At 64.7% G+C, this 21922-nt stretch carries 21 protein-coding genes and 1 riboswitch; of the genes, 5 read left to right on the top strand and 16 right to left on the bottom strand.

Annotated features, from left to right (window positions below; translation table 11 throughout):
- Positions 1 to 76: 76 nt before the first annotated feature.
- The 12 genes from hemP to ribD all read right to left on the bottom strand — a co-directional run bounded on the left by hemP (position 77) and on the right by ribD (position 11593).
- The gene (hemP, locus tag IGX34_RS00575) at positions 77 to 283 is read right to left on the bottom strand and encodes a hemin uptake protein HemP (RefSeq protein WP_425598763.1); all 207 of its coding nucleotides are present in this window, start codon (positions 281 to 283) and stop codon (positions 77 to 79) included.
- 86 nt (positions 284 to 369) lie between these two features.
- The gene (locus IGX34_RS00580; RefSeq protein ID WP_192553723.1) at positions 370 to 1338 is read right to left on the bottom strand and encodes a potassium channel beta subunit family protein; all 969 of its coding nucleotides are present in this window, start codon (positions 1336 to 1338) and stop codon (positions 370 to 372) included.
- 41 nt (positions 1339 to 1379) lie between these two features.
- Positions 1380 to 2198, bottom strand: a complete 819-nt coding sequence (locus tag IGX34_RS00585) for a hypothetical protein (protein WP_192553724.1) — start codon at positions 2196 to 2198, stop codon at positions 1380 to 1382.
- A gap of 81 nt (positions 2199 to 2279) precedes the next feature.
- Positions 2280 to 2780, bottom strand: coding sequence for a phosphatidylglycerophosphatase A family protein (locus IGX34_RS00590; RefSeq protein WP_192553725.1), 501 nt, complete (start codon positions 2778 to 2780; stop codon positions 2280 to 2282).
- Positions 2777 to 3739 (bottom strand): thiamine-phosphate kinase, encoded by a 963-nt coding sequence (gene thiL, locus IGX34_RS00595; RefSeq protein WP_192553726.1) that lies wholly within the window; start codon positions 3737 to 3739, stop codon positions 2777 to 2779. Before thiL ends, IGX34_RS00590 begins: the two co-directional genes overlap by 4 nt.
- Positions 3740 to 3854: 115 nt before the next feature.
- Entirely contained in the window at positions 3855 to 4301 is a 447-nt protein-coding gene (gene nusB, locus IGX34_RS00600) for a transcription antitermination factor NusB (protein ID WP_192553727.1), read from the bottom strand.
- Positions 4301 to 4762, bottom strand: a complete 462-nt coding sequence (gene ribH, locus IGX34_RS00605) for a 6,7-dimethyl-8-ribityllumazine synthase (protein ID WP_192553728.1) — start codon at positions 4760 to 4762, stop codon at positions 4301 to 4303. Before ribH ends, nusB begins: the two co-directional genes overlap by 1 nt.
- 48 nt (positions 4763 to 4810) lie before the next feature.
- Positions 4811 to 5794 carry a muramoyltetrapeptide carboxypeptidase gene (ldcA, locus tag IGX34_RS00610; RefSeq protein WP_192553729.1) on the bottom strand — a complete coding sequence of 328 codons (984 nt, stop codon included), beginning with the start codon at positions 5792 to 5794 and terminating at the stop codon, positions 4811 to 4813.
- 34 nt (positions 5795 to 5828) lie between these two features.
- Positions 5829 to 8021: a beta-glucosidase family protein gene (locus IGX34_RS00615; RefSeq protein WP_338015409.1), complete on the bottom strand. Its 2193-nt coding sequence runs from the start codon at positions 8019 to 8021 to the stop codon at positions 5829 to 5831.
- Between the two features lie 261 nt (positions 8022 to 8282).
- A complete protein-coding gene (gene ribBA, locus IGX34_RS00620; protein WP_192553731.1) occupies positions 8283 to 9377 on the bottom strand; it encodes a bifunctional 3,4-dihydroxy-2-butanone-4-phosphate synthase/GTP cyclohydrolase II in 1095 nt (364 codons plus the stop codon).
- Between the two features lie 158 nt (positions 9378 to 9535).
- Positions 9536 to 10177, bottom strand: a complete 642-nt coding sequence (locus IGX34_RS00625) for a riboflavin synthase (protein ID WP_192553732.1) — start codon at positions 10175 to 10177, stop codon at positions 9536 to 9538.
- A 127-nt stretch (positions 10178 to 10304) separates the two neighbouring features.
- A riboswitch (FMN riboswitch) is annotated at positions 10305 to 10480 on the bottom strand.
- A 54-nt stretch (positions 10481 to 10534) separates the two neighbouring features.
- Positions 10535 to 11593, bottom strand: coding sequence for a bifunctional diaminohydroxyphosphoribosylaminopyrimidine deaminase/5-amino-6-(5-phosphoribosylamino)uracil reductase RibD (gene ribD, locus IGX34_RS00630; RefSeq protein WP_192554473.1), 1059 nt, complete (start codon positions 11591 to 11593; stop codon positions 10535 to 10537).
- A gap of 155 nt (positions 11594 to 11748) precedes the next feature.
- Here ribD and cysK point away from each other — a divergent pair, with 155 nt between their 5' ends.
- Positions 11749 to 12705, top strand: coding sequence for a cysteine synthase A (cysK, locus tag IGX34_RS00635; protein ID WP_192553733.1), 957 nt, complete (start codon positions 11749 to 11751; stop codon positions 12703 to 12705).
- 121 nt (positions 12706 to 12826) lie between these two features.
- Here cysK and nrdR read toward each other — a convergent pair whose 3' ends face one another.
- Both nrdR and glyA read right to left on the bottom strand, forming a co-directional pair.
- Positions 12827 to 13366 (bottom strand): transcriptional regulator NrdR, encoded by a 540-nt coding sequence (gene nrdR / locus IGX34_RS00640; protein ID WP_192553734.1) that lies wholly within the window; start codon positions 13364 to 13366, stop codon positions 12827 to 12829.
- 26 nt (positions 13367 to 13392) lie between these two features.
- Positions 13393 to 14646 (bottom strand): serine hydroxymethyltransferase, encoded by a 1254-nt coding sequence (gene glyA, locus IGX34_RS00645; protein WP_192553735.1) that lies wholly within the window; start codon positions 14644 to 14646, stop codon positions 13393 to 13395.
- A gap of 144 nt (positions 14647 to 14790) precedes the next feature.
- Here glyA and IGX34_RS00650 point away from each other — a divergent pair, with 144 nt between their 5' ends.
- Together IGX34_RS00650 and IGX34_RS00655 are read left to right on the top strand one after the other, a co-directional pair.
- Positions 14791 to 15867: an alpha/beta hydrolase family protein gene (locus tag IGX34_RS00650; RefSeq protein ID WP_192553736.1), complete on the top strand. Its 1077-nt coding sequence runs from the start codon at positions 14791 to 14793 to the stop codon at positions 15865 to 15867.
- Between the two features lie 21 nt (positions 15868 to 15888).
- Positions 15889 to 16488, top strand: a complete 600-nt coding sequence (locus IGX34_RS00655) for a WHG domain-containing protein (protein ID WP_192553737.1) — start codon at positions 15889 to 15891, stop codon at positions 16486 to 16488.
- A 64-nt stretch (positions 16489 to 16552) separates the two neighbouring features.
- On the opposite strand, the gene IGX34_RS00660 is transcribed toward IGX34_RS00655, so the two are convergent.
- Positions 16553 to 17416, bottom strand: coding sequence for a DUF817 domain-containing protein (locus IGX34_RS00660; protein ID WP_192553738.1), 864 nt, complete (start codon positions 17414 to 17416; stop codon positions 16553 to 16555).
- A gap of 225 nt (positions 17417 to 17641) precedes the next feature.
- Here IGX34_RS00660 and ettA point away from each other — a divergent pair, with 225 nt between their 5' ends.
- A complete protein-coding gene (gene ettA, locus IGX34_RS00665) occupies positions 17642 to 19303 on the top strand; it encodes an energy-dependent translational throttle protein EttA (RefSeq protein WP_192553739.1) in 1662 nt (553 codons plus the stop codon).
- 145 nt (positions 19304 to 19448) lie between these two features.
- On the opposite strand, the gene IGX34_RS00670 is transcribed toward ettA, so the two are convergent.
- Entirely contained in the window at positions 19449 to 20981 is a 1533-nt protein-coding gene (locus IGX34_RS00670; RefSeq protein ID WP_192553740.1) for a glycosyl hydrolase family 79 C-terminal domain-containing protein, read from the bottom strand.
- 75 nt (positions 20982 to 21056) lie between these two features.
- Here IGX34_RS00670 and pyrF point away from each other — a divergent pair, with 75 nt between their 5' ends.
- Positions 21057 to 21875 (top strand): orotidine-5'-phosphate decarboxylase, encoded by an 819-nt coding sequence (gene pyrF, locus IGX34_RS00675; protein ID WP_192553741.1) that lies wholly within the window; start codon positions 21057 to 21059, stop codon positions 21873 to 21875.
- Positions 21876 to 21922 lie beyond the last annotated feature (47 nt).

A 21922-nucleotide genomic window follows, 5' to 3' on the forward strand; every position in this document is an offset into this window, starting at 1 on the left:
GCTGGCATGCGCATCGGCGCGCTGGCGATAGAGGTTGGGGGTGCCTCTGCGTAGCGCAGGAGGCAACAGGCGGGGCTTACTTGGTGAGGATCAGCTTGCCGTTGCGGGTCAGCCGCAGGTGGTATTCGCTGCCCAGGTGCTGGATCACCAGCTCGCGCTCGCCGGCCAGCAGCCGCTGGCTGGAAATGCGCCGCACCGGCGTGGCGGCCGGGCTTGCATCAACGCTGGCCAGCATGGGCGGCTGGATGGGACGAGAAAGGGTAAGCGTTCCGGTGGTGGACATGACTCGGCTCCGTCGTCGGGGGATGACGATCAAATGATAATTATTCTCATTTAATAGTCAACTCCCCTGCCGCGAGCCGCCACCGCTCAGGCGAGCAGCTGTTCGATCCGCTCTTTCAGGGCCTGGTCGAACTTTGGCAGCAGGTCCAGCGCGCGCAGATTCTGTTCCAGCTGGTCCTTGCGGCTGGCGCCCAGGATGACGGTGGAGACATGCGGATTGGTCAGGCACCACGCGATCGCCAGCTGCGCCGTGGTCGCCCCCAGCTCCGCGGCGAGCGCCGGTAGCTGTTTCACTTTTTCCGCGCGCTCGCCCTGCTCGCCCAGCACCATGTCGCGCAACCATTCGTAGCCCGGCTGGGTCAGGCGCGATCCCTGCGGCACGCCCTGGCTGTATTTGCCGCTGAGCAGGCCCGAGGCCAGCGGCGACCAGATGGTGGTGCCCATGCCGTAGCTGTCGTAGAGCGGCGCGTATTCCTGCTCCACCCGTTCGCGATGCAGCAGGTTGTACTGCGGCTGCTCCACCACCGGCGCATACATGTGCATGGCCTGCGCGGCACGGTGCGCTTCATGAATTGCCGTGGCCGGCCACTCGCTGGTGCCCCAGTAGAGAATCTTGCCCTGGCGCACCAGCGTGTCCATCGCCGCCACGGTTTCCTCGACCGGTGTTTCCGGATCCGGGCGATGACACAGATAAAGATCCAGATGCCCCACGCGCAGGCGTTCGAGCGCCTGGTGGCAGCCCTCGATCACATGCTTGCGCGACAGGCCGCGCTGGGTGGGGCGCGGCTTCTCCGCCGCGCCGAAATACACCTTGCTGGACACGCAATAGCTGTCGCGCGGAAAGCGCAGATCGGCCAGCACATCGCCCATCAGGCGCTCGGCTTCGCCGTGGTTGTAGGTTTCGGCGTTGTCGAAAAAATTGACGCCGTTATCCCAGGCCAGCGCCATCATCTCGCGCGCTTCCGAGCGCCCCACCTGGCGCCCGAAAGTGACCCACGCGCCGAAAGACAACGCGGACAACTGCAAGCCGGTGCGGCCAAGGCGGCGGTATTGCATGGGAATCTCCTGCTGTTTCAGCCAACCGTACGCAAACGCTGTTACTCGACGGTGAAATCGACCACGGTGCTGTCCAGCGAACTCTCCGGATTATGCGTGTGCAAGACCAGCGCCACGTCGTATTTTTCCAGATACGCCAGCGTCATCTTGTCGGTGACGATGCCGTTGCTGTCGACCGCCTGACAACTCAGCTCGCGCGCCTGCCCCTGGATGGCGGGATGAATTTCCGATGCGTCGTAATGCCTGCCAGCGTCGCAGATCACCTGGCCCGGATCGGCAAATGCCGCCTGCCCGCTCGCGCCGTACAGGTACGCAAACACCATATGGCCGTCCGTATTGGCGTCCAAGCGCAGAATCTTGCGCGCCTCGATCATCGGCGGCAGTGCATTGGCATTGCCCGGCACCGTCTGGGTGAGGAACGGAAAATAACCGCGATACGTCAGATCAAAGCGCACGAAGGCGGTGGCATTCTGCTGCTGCACCGACTGCATGCGGCGGACCAAGCCATGCCCCGCATTTTCCAGTACCACCGTCACCATGTAGGTAGACGGACTGGACTGGCCCGGCTGGGCCGGTTGCGCGGCACTGCTGACCTGGTCGCGCGTATGCACCACGATCTTGTTGAACGATACCGGAGCCAGATTGGCGTTGATAACGGCGCTCTTCACCTCTGCGCCAAGCGCGTCGGTGCTGAAGTGCTGCGAAAAATAGCTCGATCCTGCCGCCGGTGCCGCGGCCGGTGCAGCAGGCGCCGCGCCCGGCTCTGCCATCTGCATGCCGCCGGCCGTGGCGGCGCAGCTCGCGAAAAACATCGACGCCAGCAGGGATGCAACCATTGTTTTCTTGATGGCGAAGGCCATGACTCGTCCTCGTTCCGGCAGTGACTGGCAGATGGAAGGTGAACACGACCGGCGCCAACGCAGCGTCATGTCCAAGCCGGCCTAAGATACCCGCAGCAGCAGCCACAATACGACTGCGGCGAACACGCCTGCGATCACGTCGTCGATCATCACGCCGAGTCCACCTTTGAGGTGACGATCCAGCCAACGGATCGGCCATGGTTTCCACACATCGAACAGGCGGAACAGCGCGAAGCCCGCCGCCAGCGCCCACCATGGCGCGAGCAAGGCCGGCAGCAAGGCGATCCACTGGCCGATGAATTCGTCCCAGACCAGGCTGCGATGATCGTCCACACCGAGGATGCGGCCGGATACATCGCAAGCCCATACGCCGATCGCAAAGCCGATCACGATCACCAGCAGATTGATCGAGACGGATGCATGGCGCAGCCACAGCAGCCACGGCAGCAGCGCTGCCAGCGAACCGAACGTGCCCTGCGCCACCGGCGCAAGGCCGGAACCGAAACCGCAGGCGAGCCAGCCGGCCGGCGTGGCCAGCAGTGCGCGACGTTGCGCGGCGGTAAGTGTCTTGCGTTCGTTCATGCGCCGAAATGATCCCAGCCGCGCTGTGCGGGTTGCAGCCATTGCCCGGTCGCATCGCGCACGCGCACGCCCGCGCCTTCCACGATGCGACCGATGCGGGTGACACCGCAGCCGAGCCGCGCCAGGTCTGCCTGTACTTGTGCGGCGCGCAACGCCGGCACGGTAAAGCACAGTTCGTAATCGTCGCCGCCACTCAAGGCGAAAGCCTGCGACGAAGCATCGTCGAACAGGTCCAGCAGCGCGGACGAGCGCGGCAGCAACGCGACATCGAGCTCGGCGCCGACCTGGCTGGCTGCGCAGATATGTCCGAGGTCGGCCAGCAGGCCATCGGAAATATCGATGCACGCATGCGCGTAACCGCGCAGTGCAAGTCCCGCGGCAATACGCGGTGTCGGACGATTGAGGCGTTCGATCAGATACGCGGCACGCGCATCGCCATCGCGATGGTCCTGTTGCAGCAGGCGCAGGCCCGCCGCGGCATCGCCCAGCGTGCCGGTGACAAATACGACATCGCCCACTTGCGCACCTGCCCGCAGCAAGGCCAGCCCAGGCGGCACAAAGCCGTGTACGGCAACACTCAAGGTCAGCGTGCCGCGGGTGGTATCCCCGCCGACCAAAGCCAGCCGATACGGTTGCGCCAGCTGCGCAAAACCGTCGGCAAGTTCATCGATAAAGCTTGCGTCGGCCTTGGGCAGGCTCAGCGCCAGCAATGCCCATGCGGGCGTCGCCCCCATCGCCGCCAGGTCGGACAGATTGACCGCCAGCGCTTTCCAGCCGATGTCGGCCGCAGAGGTTGCGGACGGAAAATGCACGCCCTCGACCAGCGTATCGATAGCGACCGCCAGCTCCTGTCCGGCCGGCACGGCCAGCAGCGCTGCATCGTCGCCGATCCCCAGGCGCACATCCTCGCGCGCTTGCGCGGTGCGTTGGCGGATGCGCTCGATAAGGGAAAATTCCATGGAATCCGCCGCTGCGCCTGTTCGCGACAGCAATGTCGCGGTCTATACGTGCATAAGCAATGCAGTGCCCGTTGCACGGTCGCGTACGCAGCGCGTGCGCGACCATGCCATCCGCTTAACCGTGCTTTTCGCTGCCCCGCGCTTGTGCGGCCAGCTTGTCCAGCACGCCATTGACGTAGCTGTGTCCGTGATCCGCGCCGAAGCGCTTGGTCACTTCGATCGCTTCGTTGATGATCACGCGGTACGGCACGTCGGGGCGGAATTTCAGTTCGTAGGCGGCCAGGCGCAACACCGCGCGCTCGATCGGATCGATCTGCGCCACCTCGCGGTCGATATAAGGCTTGAGCGCCTCGTCGATCGCTTCGAGATGGCGCTCGACGCCGCGCAGCAAGTCCTCGAAGTATTCCAGGTCCGCCACTTCCATATCCTGCTCGTGGCGGAACTGGTCGATGACCGCATTCATCTTGCTGCCGCTCATCTGCCACGCATACAGGGCCTGCAGCGCGCGGCGACGAGCGCGCGAGCGCGCGGCCAGATCGATGCCTTCGGGACGCTGGTTCATTACAGCTTTCCGTACAAGTTGACCATTTCCAGCACGGCGATGGCCGCATCCGCGCCCTTGTTGCCGGCCTTGGTGCCCGAGCGCTCGATCGCCTGCTCGATGGTGTCGGTGGTGAGCACGCCGAAGGCCACCGGCACGCCGGAGCCGAGGGCGGCCTGGGTCAGCGCCTTGGCGCATTCGCCGGCCACGAAGTCGAAGTGCGGGGTGGAGCCGCGGATCACCGCGCCCAGCGCGATCACCGCGGCATAGTTGCCCGAGTGCGCCAGCTTGTGGGCGGCCAGGCCGATTTCCCAGGCGCCGGGCACGCGGATCAGGTCGATCGCGTCGTCGTTCACGCCGTGGCGCACCAGCGCATCGCGCGCGCCGGCCACCAGCGCCTCGACCACAAAGCCGTTGAAACGGCCGGCGACGATGGCAAAACGGCCCTTGGGCGTGGCGAAATCGCCTTCAATGGTTTTCATGCGGGGTAGCTTCCTGTGGACGGGCCGGACCCGTGCGAGCCCGGTATTTTACGGGTTTGGGGAGGTGACTGCTTGGATCGCGCTGAGCGAGGGCTCGTGTGGGTGCCGCAAATGCGGATAAGCGTTGAAATCCAGGCTGGCCCGCCGCCCGATCACGCGCAGCCGCGCCGGTGCGCCGAACGGCAGGGTGAATTTGTCCGGCTCGTGGCCAAACGGCATGCCCGACAGCACGGGGATGCCGGCCATGCGACGGATCTGGGCGAAGCCGTCGGTCAGGTCGTAGCCGTTGTCGTAGGCGGCCGGGCGGCATTGGGTGAAATCGGCCAGGATCAGCGCCCGCTGGCGCCCCAGCACACCGGAAAGATGCAGCTGGTACAGCAGCCGCTCGATCCGGAACGGCGGCTCGCCCACGTCTTCCACGAACAGGATGCCGCCGTCGATGCGCGGGAAATACGGCGTCTGCAGCAGGCTGCACAGCATGGCGAGGTTGCCGCCCCATAGCGGCCCCTCCACCGCCAGCTCGGCCGTTTCGCCGCAATCCCAGCTGGCATTGCCCTGCGGCGCGCTGATGGTGCGCCAGAAATGCCGCCAGGTGAGCGGACTCAGTTCCTTGGCGCCGAAATCCGGCCCCAGCATCGGGCCGCCGAAACTGAGCAGCCCGGCGCGGGCATACAACGCCATCTGCACGGCGGTGAAATCGCTGTGCCCGACCAGCACCATCGGCTGGCCGGACAGGCGTTCGCGCAGCGCGTCGTAGTGCAGATGCTCCAGCAGCCGCGTGGCGCCATAGCCGCCGCGGATGGACAAGGCGACATCCGGCAGTACCTCGGCCGTGGCCAGCGCATTGAGATCGGCCGCACGCTCGGCATCGCTGCCGGCATAGCGCAGCTCGGCGCGGCCCAACACCTCCTCGCCCTCCACTGTGCAGGCGGCCTGGCGCAGGCGGGCCACGCCGCGGGCCATCGCGGCGCGGTCATGCGGATAGCCCGAAGGCGCGATCAGGCGAATGCGACAGGAGGCATGGGCCGACATGAAGCGGGATTCTCCGGGATCTCTGCGCGGGGACTCAGGGAGCGATGCTGGCGGCCGCCACCGTCGCGCTGCCGCTCAAGGCGAAATCGCGCGACGAGTGTCCGACCTGGAGCGGATACGAACCGGCCGCCACTTGCCAGCGATGCGCCTGCGGATCGAATACGGCGAGCAGGCGCGGATCGACGGTGAGCGTCACCGTGCGGCTCTGGCCCGGCTGCAGCGATACCTTCTCGAAGCCGGCCAGGCGACGGGGCGCCTCGCCGCTGCCTTGCGGCATGCCGACATACAGCTGCGGCGTATCCATACCGGCGCGGCTGCCGGTGTTGGTCACGGTGAAGCTCACCGTCACATGCGCGCCGTAGTTGTTCACATGCAGGTTGCTGTAGCCGAAGCTGCTGTAGGACAAGCCGAAGCCGAACGGGAACAGCGGCTCCAGCTGCTTCTTGTCGAACCACTTGTAGCCGACGGCGGCGCCTTCGATGTTGTAGTCGACCTGCTGCTCGTTGGTGATGACCGGACGCGGCAGCTGTGTTTCGTCCTTGGGGAAGGTGACCGGCAGGCGGCCGGAAGGATTGATCTTGCCGGTCAGCACATTGGCGATCGCCTCGCCACCGCGCGCACCCGGGAACCACGCTTCCACCACCGCGCTCACCTTGGACAGCCACGGCATCTTCACCGGGCCGCCGTTTTCCAGCACCACCACGCTATGCGGCGTGGCGGCGGCGATCGCGTCGATCAACGCGTCCTGCTTGTCGGGCAGCGCGAGATTCGGCACATCGACGCCTTCGCAGGTCCACTGCGTGGCGAACACCAGCGTCACGTCGGAGCTCTTGGCCAGTGCCGCCGCGCGCGTCGGATCACTGCCGTCGTCGTAGCTGATCTTCGCGTTCGGCAGCAGCTTCTGCAGCGCTTTCATCGGCGAGGACGGATCGTAGACCTTCCACTGCCAGTCCGGTCCCTTCACCGCCGGGATGGCAGGGCCGCCGATCGGCCACACCTGCGCCGAACCGCCGCCCGAAAGCACGCCCGCATCGGCATGGCCGCCAATGATCGCTACCGACTTGATGGCGCCCTGCAGCGGCAACTGCCCCTGCTCGTTCTTCAGCAGCACGATGCCCTGCTCGGCCGCACGCTGCGAAACCAGCGCATCGGCCTCGGCATCCAGCGCCTTGGTCACCGGCGGGAAGTCGAACAATCCCACCGCATACATCGAACGCAGGATCCGCCGCACCATGTCCTCCAGGCGACTGCGCGGAATGCTGCCTTTGGCGATCGCCTGCAGCAGCGGATCGCCGAAGCTGTTGCTGGTGCTGCCGATGCTGAGTCCAGTGCCGACATCGATGCCGGAGACCTGGTCGGTGCCGGACAGCGCATCCATCGGGCCGTGGTCGGCGCCCCAGTCGGTCATCACCCAGCCGGGATATTTCCAGTCGCCCTTGAGGATCTCGTTCAACAGGTGGTTGTTGGAGCAATCCCACACACCGTTGACCTTGTTGTAGCCGCACATCACCGAGCCGGGATGGCCGTCTTCGATGGCCAGCTCGAAGGCGAGCAGATCCGATTCGCGCATGGCGCGCTCGTCGATGTTGGAGCTGACGGTCAGGCGGTTGGTTTCCTGGTCGTTGACCGCGTAGTGCTTGATGGTGGAGATCACGTGCTGCGACTGGATGCCGCGAATCTCCGCGCCATCGATGCGCGCGGCCAGCAGCGGATCCTCGCCGAGGTATTCGAAGGTGCGGCCGTCGCGCGGCTCGCGCGTGAGATTGATGCCGCCAGCCAGCAGGATATTGATGCCCTGCGCGTGCGCTTCGCCGCCGATCATGCGGCCGCCGTCATAGGCGATCTGCGGATTCCAGCTGGCGGCCACGGCCAGCGTCGACGGCAGCGGCGTGGCATTGCCCTGCTCGCCACGCACATGGTTGGGCTGCTTGCCGGGACCGGCGTCGAGCGGATAGTTGTGCACGCCGATGCCGGCGTCGTTCTGCTGCTGGGCGGGAATGCCGAGCTTGTCCAGCGCCGGCACATAGCCGGCCGTACCGATGCCGCCGGGCGGCTGCTGACCCTGCATGGTGTTGTAGCTCTGCACCATGTGATGCATGTCCTTGAGCGACATCTGCTTGAGCATCTGCTCCGCACGTTCGTCCGCCGTCAGCGAGGGTGGCGTGGTGGGGGCCTGCTGCGCGAATGCACTGGATGCGCATGCAACGGCCAGCGCCGTCAGACCCATGGCGCGCAACTGCCTGCGCCCGAACGTCAGATCCTTGATATTCATCGCGACCTCGTTTCAGTGGAATCAGCCCCAGCAGGGTAACGGGAATCGCCGGCACGGCATAGGGAACCAGACCGAATACGACACGCCACCGTCAGCCCTGCAACCAAACACCGTCACCCCGGCGCAGGCCGGGGCCTAGTGACTTTTTCGCATTTCAAAGACGCCAGGTCCCGGCCTTCGCCGGGATGACGGGATGACGGGATTTACGCGAGCGCTTTATTCGGTGTGCTCGACTACTTCCAGGCCGAAACCGGCAAGGCCGACCAGCTTGCGCGGCGTGCCCAGCACGCGCAGCCGGCGCACGCCCAGATCGGTCAGTATCTGCGCACCAAGACCGTGCTGGCGCCATTCCTGCTGCTGCATTTCTTCCGGCGCCTGCGCCGGCGGCTGGCGGTTGAGGCGCTTGAGCAGGGCATCGGGGGTGTCTTCGCCGGAAAGCACCAACAGCACACCGCGATTTTCATCGGCAATGCGCCGCAACGCGGAGGTGACCGTAAGGCCCAGGTCGTCGCGCTGCAAATGCAGCACATCCGACAGCGTGTTGCGCACGTGCACGCGCGACAGCACCGGCGCGCCGTCGTCCACCGCACCGCGCACCAGCGCGAAATGCAGTCCATGCTTGATCGCATCGCGATAGGCCACCAGGCGGAACGGACCGAACTCGGTCTGCACTTCTTCTTCATACACGCGCTGGACGGTCTTTTCGGTTTCCAGGCGATAACGGATCAGGTCGGCGATCGAGCCGATCTTCAAGCCATGTTTGGCGGCGAATATTTCCAGTTCGGGACGACGAGCCATCGAGCCGTCTTCGTGCAGCACTTCGATCAGCACCGCGGCCGGTTCCAGTCCGGCCAGGGCGGCCAGATCGCAGCCGGCTTCGGTATGGCCGGCGCGCGTCAGCACGCCGCCGGGCTGAGCGGTCAGCGGAAAGATGTGGCCGGGCTGGGAAAGATCCTGCGGCTTGGCATCGCCCTTCACCGCCACCTGGATGGTGCGGGCGCGGTCATGCGCGGAGATGCCGGTGGTGACGCCTTCGGCCGCCTCGATCGAGACCGTGAAGTTGGTGTGATACGGCGAAGTGTTGTCGCTCACCATCGGACGCAGGCCGAGCTGGCGCGTGCGCTGTTCGGTCAGCGTAAGACAGACCAGGCCGCGTGCTTCGCGCACCATGAAGTTGATGTCTTCCGGCCGCACCATTTGTGCGGCCATGATCAGATCGCCTTCGTTCTCGCGATCTTCGTCGTCGAGGATCACCACCATGCGGCCGGCACGGATGTCTTCGAGGATTTCGGGGATGGTATTGAATGCCATGTTCTGTTCCTTTGATTAGGACTGGCTTTGGGTGGCTATGCGATGCATAAGTGCCGCATCTTCCTCAGCGCCGTCATTCCCGCGAATGCAGAAATGACGGCAACGGGGCGCGAGCTACCGTCGGCGCATACCGCGCACGCCAAAGCGATCACGATCAGTTACGCAAAGCCGTGCTGCTTGAGAAACGCCTCATCGATGCGCGAGCCTTCGCCGCCGCCGATCAGCCGCTCCACATAGCGCGCCACCACATCCACTTCGATGTTCACCGCATCACCCGCACGCCGTGCCTGGAAAGCCGTGTGTTCCACCGTATGGGGGATAAGGTTTACCCCGAAGCGGTTGCCGATCACTTCGTTGACCGTCAGGCTGGTGCCATCGATGCAGATCGAGCCCTTGGAGGCGATATAGCGGGCCAACTGGGCCGGCACCTCGAAGGTCCAGCGCTGCGAGCGGCCGTCGGGCGCGATCGAGACCACCTTGCCTACGCCATCGACGTGGCCGGAGACCAGGTGACCGCCGAGCCGGTCGGCCAGCCGCAGTGCCTTTTCCAGATTCACCGGATCGCCGGCCTGGTGCTTGCCCAGGGTGGTATGCGCCAGGGTTTCGTTGGACACATCGGCGGAAAATCCGCGCGCTTCCAGCGTGATCGCCGTCAGGCACACGCCGGAAACAGCAATGCTGTCGCCGAGCTGCACATCGGTCAGATCGAGATCGGCCGTATCGACATGCAGGCGTACATCGCCGCCGCGCGGTTCCAGCCGCAGGATGCGGCCCACGCTTTGCACAATACCGGTAAACATCAGCGCACCTCCGCAGCGGAAGGGGACGCAGCCAAGCAAGGACGAATAATCATGAACGTTCTCCACGCAAAGTCATGTGGGAACGCCCCAAGGCATGAGGCACACGCACCGCTTGCGCGATACATGCCGCCGTCTTCTTTCATCCGGACTCTGAGCAGCCCCGACAAACCGGGACTACGTGACCGTCGGCTCCGGCCTTGGACCGGATCTGCTGACCTTCCGGCACCGCCGGAAGCGCTCGCGGGCTCAGGTCTTGCGACCTCTACCGCCGGTGGGGAATTCCACCCCGCCCTGAAGACGTTTGTTGTGTTTGCCGGACCAGCCGGCCGGCGCATTCTAGCACCAAGCCCCGGCCGCTCAGGCCGGGCGCAGCTGCAGGCGCCAGTCGCCGCCCAGCTGGCGCTGGTCCACGGTGTGCAGCGACCAGCGCGAGGCCATCTCGGTCAACGCCGGCAGATGCAGCAGCGGGCGGGCCGCATCGCCCAGCAGCAATGGGGCGATATACAGCAGCAGCTCGTCCGCCAGGCCGGTGGCCAGCAGCGCGCCGCATAGCGTGGGGCCGGCTTCGACATGCACCTCGCTGCAACCGCGCTCGGCCAGCAGACGCAACACAGCGTGCAGGTCCAGCGATGAATCCGCGGAGGGAATGGCCATGCATTCGACGCGCTCGAAACGGTGATCGGGTTGGCCCGCCGTGTCCGCATGCAACACCAGCGTGGGTACCTGGCCATCCAGCACGTGGCTGCCTGCCGGCGTGCGCAGCTGGCGATCGAGGATCACACGCCACGGCGGCGTAAACGGCGTTTCGTCCAGGCGCACCGTAAGGCGCGGATTGTCGGCCAGCACGGTGCCGCTGCCGCTGAGAATGGCCGAGCTGCGCGCACGCCAATGCTGCACATCCGCACGCGCGGCCTCACCGGTGATCCATTTGGATTCGCCATTGGCCAGCGCCGTGCGGCCATCCAGGCTCATCGCCAACTTCACTCGCACCCAGGGACGTCCGCGTTCGATGCGACTGAAGAAACCGAGATTGAGTTCGCGCGCTGCATCGCGCAGCAAGCCCGCCTCCACCGCTACGCCGGCCATGCGCAACTTCTCAATGCCGCGTCCTGCCACCTGCGGAAACGGATCTTCCGCCGCGATCACCACCCGCCCGATGCCGGCCGCAAGCAACGCATCCGCGCACGGCGGCGTGCGTCCGTGATGCGCACAAGGTTCCAGCGTGACATAGGCCGTTGCGCCCAGTGCGCGCGGTCCCGCCTCGCGCAGTGCAAATACTTCCGCATGCGGCTGGCCGGCGCGTTCATGCCAGCCCTGCCCGACCACTTCTTCGCCGTGTGCGATCACGCAGCCTACGCGGGGGTTGGGCTGGGTGGTGTAAAGCCCACGTTCCGCCAGGCGTAACGCCTGTGCCATATGTGCAACATCGACGATGGAGAAACTCATGGAAGCGACTGAATATCCATATGCATGATTGTCAGTGTGCGCGATCGCACGGCGTTTGTCGCCTCACGACAATCGGGAGTAGCCTTGAGCTCTTGCGTCTCGCCCATCCGGCCCGGAGAACCGCCATGATCTACGACAATATCCTCGACACCATCGGCAATACGCCCATCGTTCGGCTGCATCGGGTGGCGCCGGCGCATGTCACGCTGTACGCCAAGGTGGAGGCGTTCAATCCCGGCGGTTCGGTGAAGGATCGCCTGGCCATCGCAGTGATCCTGGACGCGGAAAAGAAAGACCTGCTCAAGCCGGGCGATACCGTGGTGGAAGCCACCTCGGGCAATACCGGCGTGGCGCTGGCAATGGTCTGCGCAGCGCGCGGCTACCACTTCGTGGCGGTGATGACCGAAACCTTCTCGGTGGAGCGGCGCAAATTGATGCGCGCCTACGGGGCGAAGGTGCTGCTGACGGCAGCAGCCGAGCGCGGTACCGGCATGGTTCGCCGCGCCGAAGAACTGGCTGCCAAGCATGGCTGGTTCCTGCCGCGGCAGTTCCAGAATCCGGCCAATCCGGCCTATCACCGCAACACCACTGCCGCGGAAATCCTGCGCGATTTCGCCGGCAAGCGGCTGGACGCCTTCGTCACCGGTTGGGGCACGGGCGGCACGCTGACCGGCGTGGGCGAAGTGCTGAAGGTGGCGCGTCCCGACGTGAAGATCGTGGTGTCCGAGCCGGCCGGCGCATCGCTGCTCGGCGAACAGCCGTGGCAGCCGCACAAGATCCAGGGCTGGACGCCGGACTTCGTGCCCGAAGTGCTGAACCGCAAGATCTTCGATCTCGACCTGCCGGTGGACGACGTGCTGGCCCGCGATACCTCGCGCAGGCTGGCCAAGGAAGAAGGCATCTTCGTCGGCATCTCTGCCGGCGCCACGGTAGCGGCAGCACTGAAGTATGCGGAGAAAGCCGAAGCGGGCAGCGTGATCCTGGCGATGCTGCCGGATACCGGCGAACGCTATATCTCCACCTTCCTGTTCGAAGGCGTGGAGGAAGGTTCGGATGATGCGTGGCTGCAAAGCCTGGGCTGACAGCGCAGCAGGCGCAGATCGGCGCAGGTTGGGTTAGCGCAGCGTAACCCAACAAGGAATTCGTCGAAGCAATGGGACATTGTTGGGTTACGCTGCGCCAACCCAACCTACCCCAGCCGGCTCAGCCCTTGCGGTGATTGCGCTTGACCGCGGCCGCAGCGGCCGCTTCGCCCAGCAGCGACAGCTGCATGTTTTCCAGCCCCGGCGGCAGATCGCGCTCGAGTTTCTCGATCTCTTCGCGGAACGCATGCACGTCTTCGAACTTGCGATACACCGAGGCAAAGCGCACGTACGCCACCTGGTCGAGTTTCTTCAACTCGCGCATCACCAGCTCGCCGATATGGCGCGCCGGCACTTCCCGCTCGCCGCTGCGGCGCAGGTCGTTGACGATCTCGCGCACTGCGCTGTCGACATCGTGACTGGCCACCGGGCGCTTCTGCAGCGCACGTTCGAAGCTGATGCGCAGCTTGTGCTCGTCGAAGTTCTCCCGGCGCTCGCCACTCTTGACGATGGCCGGGAGCTTCAATTCTGCGGTTTCGAAGGTATTGAAACGCTCGCCGCACTGCGGGCATTCGCGGCGGCGACGCACGGTGGCGCCGTCGTCGGCGAGGCGTGAATCGATCACGCGCGTGTCTTCATGCTGACAGAATGGGCAATGCATCTAGCGAGTGAAAGCGCCTTGTACGATCAAGCGTAAACCGGGAATTTCTTGCACTGTGCCGAGACTTTCTCGCGCACGGTTTTAATCACGCTTTCGTCAGCCGGCGCATCCAGCACATCGCAGATCCACTGGGTGAGCTCGATCACGTCCGCTTCCTTGTAGCCGCGGGTGGTGACGGCGGGCGTGCCGACACGCAGGCCGGAGGTGACGAAAGGCGAGCGCGGATCGTTCGGCACGGCATTCTTGTTGACCGTGATATGCGCCTTGCCCAGCGCCGCTTCCGCATCCTTGCCGGTAACTTCGCGGCCGATCAGGTCGATCAGCATCAGATGGTTTTCGGTGCCGCCGGAGACGACCTTGTAGCCGCGCTCGATCAGCGTCTTGGCCATCGCCTTGGCGTTTTTCACCACCTGCGCCTGGTATTCCTTGAAGGACGGTTCCAGCGCTTCCTTGAAGGCCACCGCCTTGGCCGCGATCACGTGCATCAGCGGACCGCCCTGGATACCCGGGAACACGATCGACTGCAGCTTCTTTTCCAGCTCTTCGCCGGCGTCCTTGGCGATGACGAAACCGCCGCGCGGGCCGCGCAGGGTCTTGTGCGTGGTGGACGTCACCACGTGCGCATGCGGCACCGGGTTCGGGTACACGCCGGCCGCGATCAGGCCGGCCACGTGCGCCATGTCGACAAACAGATAGGCGCCGACCTTGTCGGCAATGGCGCGGAAGCGCGCCCAGTCCATCACCTGCGAATAAGCGCTGAAGCCGGCGACGATCATCTTCGGCTTGTGTTCGACCGCCAGGCGCTCGACTTCGTCGTAATCGACTAGGCCTTGCTCGTTCACACCGTACTGCACGGCGTTGAGCAGCTTGCCGGAGATGTTGACCTTGGCGCCGTGGGTGAGATGGCCGCCATGGGCCAGGCTCATGCCCAGGATGGTGTCGCCCGGATTGAGCAGCGCGAAATACACCGCCTGGTTGGCCTGCGAGCCGGAGTGCGGCTGCACGTTGGCGTAGGTGGCGCCGAACAGCTGCTTCAGACGTTCGATCGCCAGGCGCTCGGCCACGTCCACATATTCACAACCGCCGTAGTAGCGCTTGCCCGGATAACCCTCGGCGTACTTGTTGGTCAGCACCGACCCCTGGGCTTCCAGCACGCGCGGGCTGGCGTAGTTCTCGGAAGCGATCAGCTCGACATGGTCTTCCTGGCGCCGAGCTTCATCGGCAATCGCCTTGGCCAGTTCATCGTCATAGCCGGCAATCGTGTCGGTCTTCGGGAACATTCGAGCCTCTCGGGGGGTGAACGGGGGATTGAGTCTTGAAAGTGTAATGGTAGGGGGTGGTTGCGGCCACCGGCAGTACTTGCGCCAGGTGTTTCGTACAATGTACCGTACGACGTACGCAATCTATCGACTGGGGAAAACCGCATGCACGCCACCCGCTTCCGCTGGGCCCACACGCTACGCTGGCTAGTGCTTGCGTGGCTGCTCGCACCCGTTCTGCTATTTGCCCAGACCGCCACGGGAGTCGGCTTCCAGGCGATCACCATCCCTGACCCGGTCAATCAAGGCAGCATGCCGGGCTATGTGTTCTATCCCACCGCGCAGGCCGGCGGCGTCACCCAGGTCGGCCCTTACGACGTCGAAGCCACCCGCAATGCCCCGCCCTTGCCGGGCGCCAGGCCGCTGGTGGTGATTTCGCATGGCAACGGCGGTTCGGATCTGGGTCACAACGCACTGGCCACCTATCTGGCCAGCCACGGCTTTGTGGTGGCGACGCTGGAACATCCCAAGGACAATTTCCACGACACCAGCGGCGTCGGCCACGATGTGGTGCTGGCCGGACGGCCGATCCAGGTCAAGGCCACCATCGATGCGCTGCTCGGCGATGCGCACTGGAAAACCTTGATCGACGCGCAGCGCATCGGCGTAGCCGGCTTTTCTGCCGGCGGCTATACCAGCCTGCTGGTGGTGGGCGCGGTGCCGCAATTCGCCCGCTTTATCGACTACTGCCATCGCTATCCCAAGGATGAGGCGATCTGCCACGACGCCAGCAAGATCGAAGCGCAGGCACGCAGCCAGGGCATGAGCATGCAGCAATGGGCGGCAAACCTGCAGGGCAGCCTGTCGCACTGGGGCAGCACGGCCGATCCGCGTGTGAAAGCCGCTTTTGTGATGGCGCCGCTGAGCCTGATATTCGATCAGGCCGGCATCGAACAAATCGATCGCCCGGTATTTCTCTATTACGGCGATGCCGACCACATCCTGATACCGCCGGAAAACGCCGCGCATATCCGACCGTGGCTGAAAACCCTGGCCGGCGTGAAAGTGGTGCACAAGGCGGATCACTGGGTGTTTATCGATCCCTGCAGCACAACGTTGAAGCAGGATAATCCGGTCATTTGCAGCGACCCGCCCGGCGTCGATCGCATCGCAGTGCACCGCCAGCTCGATGCCGATGCGCTGGCGTTCTTCCGCAAGACGCTCAGCAGTCCCACGCACTGACGCGGCAACGTAGAGATCCACGTGCCCAAAGCACTCAGCGATACCGAAACCGAAGCCTTTCGCGCGCGCATCTGCCAGACGGCCGCGAAACTCTTCGTCGACGAAGGCCCGGCGGCGGTCACCATGCGCCGCCTGGCCGGCGAACTTGGCTGCGGCACCATGACGCCGTACCGCTATTACGCCAGCAAGGAAGAAATCATCACCGCCGTGCGCACGCGCGGCATGCACAGCCTGTCCGAAGCGCTGGAAAACGCACTGAATACGCCCCGCGACGGTCGCACCCGCAGCCGCAACGTGCGCGATGCGTACATCGACTTCGCGCGCAGGAACACCGCCAGCTACCGACTGATGTTCGAATACCCGGAAACCAACCGCGACGATGCCGACTATGCCCAAGCGCATGCACGTTTGTGGCGCTGCATCTCGGCTGATATGCAGGTGATGATCGACGAAGGCGTGATCGCGGCGGAAGCGGCAATCCTCGGGCATCAGATCTGGGCCGCGCTGCATGGGGCGGTAATGCTGGAGATCGCCGGCCTGCTGCCGGAAGGCTTCGATGCCGCCGCGCTGCATGCGCGCACCTTCGTCGCCGTGATGGAAGCAGCACGCCCGAAACCGTAGGTTGGGTTAGCGCAGCGCAACCCAACGATGCCGCTTCGTAGCCAATTCGTTGGGTTACGCTGCGCTAACCCAACCTACGTGGTTTTCGCAGTGCGACTGCGCTCACCATCACGTAGCTGATGATCATCAGCAGAAACCATGCACCCAGCTTCGACAGCGGCACCATCTGCCAGCCATGGTGCTGCGCCGGATAGCGCCATGCGGCGGTAAATGTGCCGATGTTTTCGGCAAACCAGATAAACGTCGCTACCAGCATGAAGCCCAGCAGCAGGGGCATGCGCCGATGTACCTGGCGGATCCGGAAATATACCCAGGTGCGACCGAACAGCAGCACCGTCGCCGCAAACAGCAGCAGGCGCAGATCAAGCAGAAAATGATGCGTGAAGAAATTCACGTAGATCGCCACCGACAGCCAGATCGTCGCCGCCAGCGGCGGATGCGCGCTGAAACGGAAATCGAACAGACGCCAGGCACGCGCGATATAGCTGCCGATCGAGCCGTACATAAATCCGGTAAACAGCGGCACGCCGCCGATATGCAGCAGTGCGGGGCCCGGATAGATCCACGAGCCCATCGCCGTCTTGAACACTTCCATCGCCGTGCCTATCGCGTGAAACAACAGGATCACCTTCGCTTCTTCGAAGGTTTCCAGCCGTGTCGCCAGCAGCAGGCACTGGATCGCCAGCGCCGCCAGCGTCAGGAAGTCATAGCGCGCCAGCGGCAGCCCCGGCGGATAAAACGCCCAGCTCAGGCCCAGCAGCAGCACCATGCAGCCGCCGAACAGGCAGGCCGACGCCTGTTTGGCGCCGAAGCACAGGAACTCGTGCAGCGCCACGCCGATGCGCCCCTGCGCCTGCGCCCAGCCGGCAACGCGCTGGTCCAATCGCCGCATCGCCGCGGGCAGGCTCAAGAAATTGCTGCGTACCATCGTCCGGCTCCCATGCATACCGCCGCAGAGCCTGGCAGGCACAAATGGCGGCGCCGGCGCGAAAGCTGGCCGATCCATGGCGATCGGCGTGCACCGGCGCGGCCGGCGGCGTCCGCGCCGTCACCGGGATTTACCCATAAGCCGCTATAATGCCGGGTTTGATACCCACGCCTTGCGCGCCCTCACCCATCCCCGGGCGGCCACGCGCATGCCTACGGAGCCAGCATGCAATACATCTACACCATGAACGGGGTCAGCAAGATCGTTCCCCCGAAGCGTCAGATCATCAAGGACATTTCGCTGAGCTTCTTCCCCGGCGCCAAGATCGGCCTGCTGGGCTTGAACGGCGCGGGCAAATCCACCGTGCTGCGCATCATGGCCGGCGTGGACACCGATTTTCAGGGCGAAGCCCGTCCGCAGCCGGGCATCAAGGTCGGCTACCTGGCGCAGGAACCGCAGCTGGACCCGGAAAAGACCGTGCGTGAAGCGGTCGAAGAAGGCGTGTCCGTGATTCTGGATGCGCAAAAGCGCCTCGACGAGGTGTACGCCGCCTATGCCGAGGAAGGCGCCGACTTCGACAAGCTCGCCAAAGAGCAGCAGGAACTGGAAAACATCCTGGCCGCGAACGACGCCCACGCGCTGGAACGCCAGCTCGAAGTGGCCGCCGACGCACTGCGCCTGCCGCCGTGGGATGCCAAGATCGGGCCGCTGTCCGGTGGTGAAAAGCGCCGCGTGGCGCTGTGCCGCCTGCTGCTGTCCAAGCCGGACATGCTGCTGCTGGACGAACCCACCAACCATCTGGACGCCGAATCGGTGGATTGGCTGGAGCAGTTCCTGCAGAACTACCCCGGCACCGTGGTGGCGGTCACCCATGATCGCTACTTCCTCGACAACGCCGCCGAGTGGATCCTGGAACTGGACCGCGGCCGCGGCATTCCGTGGAAGGGCAACTACACCGAATGGCTGGAGCAGAAGGACGCGCGCCTGAAGCAGGAAGCCAACCAGGAAAAGTCGCGCCAGAAGGCGATCGAAAAGGAACTGGAGTGGGTGCGCTCGGCCGCCAAGGGCCGTCAGTCCAAGGGCAAGGCGCGCTTGAACCGCTTCGAGGAACTCAACTCGGTCGAATACCAGCACCGCAACGAGACCAATGAAATCTTCATTCCGCCGGGCGAGCGTCTGGGCCAGGAAGTGATCGAATTCAAGAACGTCAGCAAGTCCTTCGGCGATCGCCTGCTGATCGACGACCTGTCGTTCAAGGTGCCGCCGGGCGCCATCGTTGGTGTGATCGGTCCGAACGGCGCGGGTAAATCCACGCTGATGAAGCTGATCATGGGCAAGGAGCAGCCCGATTCCGGCGAAGTGAAGCTCGGCCACACCGTGAAGCTGGCCTATGTGGACCAGTCGCGCGGCATGCTCGACGACAAGCACAATGTTTGGCAGGAAGTGTCCGGCGGCCTGGACATCCTCACCATCGGCAACTTCGAAATCCAGTCGCGCGCCTACATCGGCCGCTTCAATTTCAAGGGCACCGATCAGCAGAAGATCGTCGGCAACCTGTCCGGTGGTGAGCGCGGCCGCCTGCATCTGGCCAAGACCCTGCTGCAGGGCGGCAATGTGCTGATGCTCGACGAACCGTCGAACGACCTGGACGTGGAAACCCTGCGTGCGCTGGAAGATGCGCTGCTGGAATTCCCGGGCTGCGCGATGGTGATCTCGCATGACCGCTGGTTCCTCGACCGCATCGCCACGCACATCCTCGCCTTCGAAGGCGACTCGCATGTCGAGTTCTTCCCCGGCAACTACAACGAATACGAGGCGGACAAGAAGCGCCGCCTGGGCGATGAAGCGTCCAAGCCGCATCGCGTGAAGTACAAGAAGCTTGCTTGATGTAACAAAAACGCCCGGCCAAGCCGGGCGTTTTTTTGTAGGTTGGGTTAGCGCAGCGTAACCCAACAATGCCCCATCGCTTCGACGAATACCGTGTTGGGTTACGCTGCGCCAACCCAACCTACGCGCCTGCGTGCTGACGGGCCTAACCGCCCACCCATACCAGCGCTGCGCTGCCGCGCGGCACATGCAACGCAAACGCCGCATCGCGCACCGCCACGCTTTCCTGCTCGCGCGGCGACCACGCACCATCGCCACTCACCTGCGCACCCGCCAGGCTGACCCCATGCACGTCATCCAATGAAGCGCCACGCAAACGCCAGACGCGCGCATGCGCGCCAGCCGTGTCCAGGCTGATCCGCACCTCGGCATCGCGCACCATATCTTTGTTGAACACAGCGACCACGCGCTGCGTGTCGCGAATAGCGGCGTACGCCGTCAAGTTGATACCACCCGTCTGCAATGCCACCGGCATAAACCGCGCACCGCCAAACTGCTGCGCCAGCAACAGCCCGTAATACAGCGGACGCGCATAGAAGCCCGCATTGATATCGCCGGCAATCGGCGTATAGCGCCCGCTGATCGCATCCAGCCGCTGCTGCAGCGAACCACCCGCATCCAGCTTCGGCGCCACACTGTTATCCAGCGAAGTCTCCAGTACCGAGAGCACGCCGCCATGAAAATTCAGGCTTTCCACGCCTGCCTGCGCACAGGCCAGCGCGAAATCGCCGCCCCACAGCGCGGAAGCAAGCGTATTGCTCACGCCCAGCTTGCCCCCGCTCCAATACGAATTCACTTCGGTGAGGACAAACGGCGTATGCCGCGTGGCGGTGGCCGCTGCAACCTGCGGCAGCTCTGCAAAAAATCCGGGATCGCCCGCCAGCAGCTGGGCGGCACCGGCATCCGGCTCCTTCGCACCGCCGCGGTAGTAGTGGCGACTCAACAGCGCGGCATCCGGCACCTGTTCGGCAAAGCGCAGTACCCAATCGGTATTGGCGCCGGTATCCGGGCCGCCCAGCGGCACCTTCACGCGCTGGCGCACGGCCGCTGCCGTGCGTTGCCAGCGTTCGAAATACGCCTCGAAGCTGAGCAGGCGGCCGTGCTCGTCCTTGAAATCGTTCGGCTCATTGCCGATCTGGATCGCCAGCAGACGATCGCCCACTACACGCTGCACCGCCTCGGCCAGCTCGGCCGCCATCTCCGGCACGTCGCGTCCCAGATTCACGCCGAAGATCAGGCGCCAATCGGTGGCGTGCAGAAAATCCGCCAGCTTCGACAACTGCTCCGGCGTGATCAGATACGGCCGCTTGAACACCGCATGCGGCAACTGCGGAAACGGCGGCAGCTGACCGCGATAGCCGCTCCACGCTGCGTAATCGCTGGTATTGCCGCCCAGGCGCAGCACGCCATGCGGGTTGAGCCGGCGCAGCAGTCCGATCAAGGCCGCGTTATCGCGCGAGAAAAACGCCGGGTCATGCATCTGCAGGGTTTCGTAGCTCAGGCCGACCAGCCGTTCGGAGATCCGGCCGCCCTCGCCTGCCCGCAGCGCCAGCGTGACGGGTGCCGCGGCGGCATGCGCCCGCGCCGGCAGCAACGGCCCCAGCGTGGCGGTGGCGGCCAGGGTGCCGGCGGCACACAGAAAGCGGCGGCGTGCCGCATCGGTAGCGCGATCGTCCATCTCGATAGTCCTGGGTAGGGTCGGGGTGCGGGTTAAACTATTACGAATCGCATCCCACCCTATAGGAATGACGGCATGGTCTTTATCGACGCCTTGCGGCAGCGCTGGCAGCAGCACGACACCCTGGTGTGCGTGGGCCTGGATCCGGAGCCGGCCAAATTCCCGGCGCAGCTGCATGGGCGCCCGGATGCCGTGTTCGAGTTCTGCCGCGCCATCATCGACGCCACCGCGGACCTGGCCTGCAGCTTCAAGCCGCAGATCGCCCATTTCGCCGCACTGCGCGCCGACGATGCGCTGGAACGCCTGATCGCGCATATCCACGCGCAGCATCCGGGCATTCCGGTGATTCTCGACGCCAAGCGCGGCGATATCGGCAGCACCGCCCAGCACTACGTCAGCGAAGCCTTCGATCGTTATGCCGCCGATGCGGTCACACTCAATCCCTATCTCGGCCGCGACTCCGTGCAGCCGTTCCTGGATCGCGCCGACAAGGGCGTGATCCTGCTGTGCCACACCTCCAATCCCGGCGCTGCGGACCTGCAAGACCTCGACGTCGGCGGCAAGCCGCTGTACCAGCACGTGGCGCAGATCATCGCGCGCGACTGGAATACGCATGGCAATTGCGCGCTGGTCACCGGCGCCACCTGGCCGGAGCAGTTGGCCGAAGTGCGCAGCCTGGTCGGCGATCTGCCGCTGTTGGTGCCTGGCATCGGCGCTCAGGGCGGCGACGTGGAAGCGGTGATGCGCAACGGCCGCACGGCCGATGGCAACGGGCTGATGATCAGTTCTTCGCGCGCCATCCTGTATGCCGGCCAGGGCGAGGATTTTGCCGAAGCGGCGCGCAAGGCCGCGCTGGAGCTGCGTGATAGCATCAACCGCTATCGCAAACACTGATATCACGTCTGGAATCCGCCGCAGGGAGCGTGCGCCGATGCTGGATT

Source organism: Dyella acidiphila, from assembly GCF_014863405.1.
Taxonomy (GTDB): domain Bacteria; phylum Pseudomonadota; class Gammaproteobacteria; order Xanthomonadales; family Rhodanobacteraceae; genus Dyella_B; species Dyella_B acidiphila.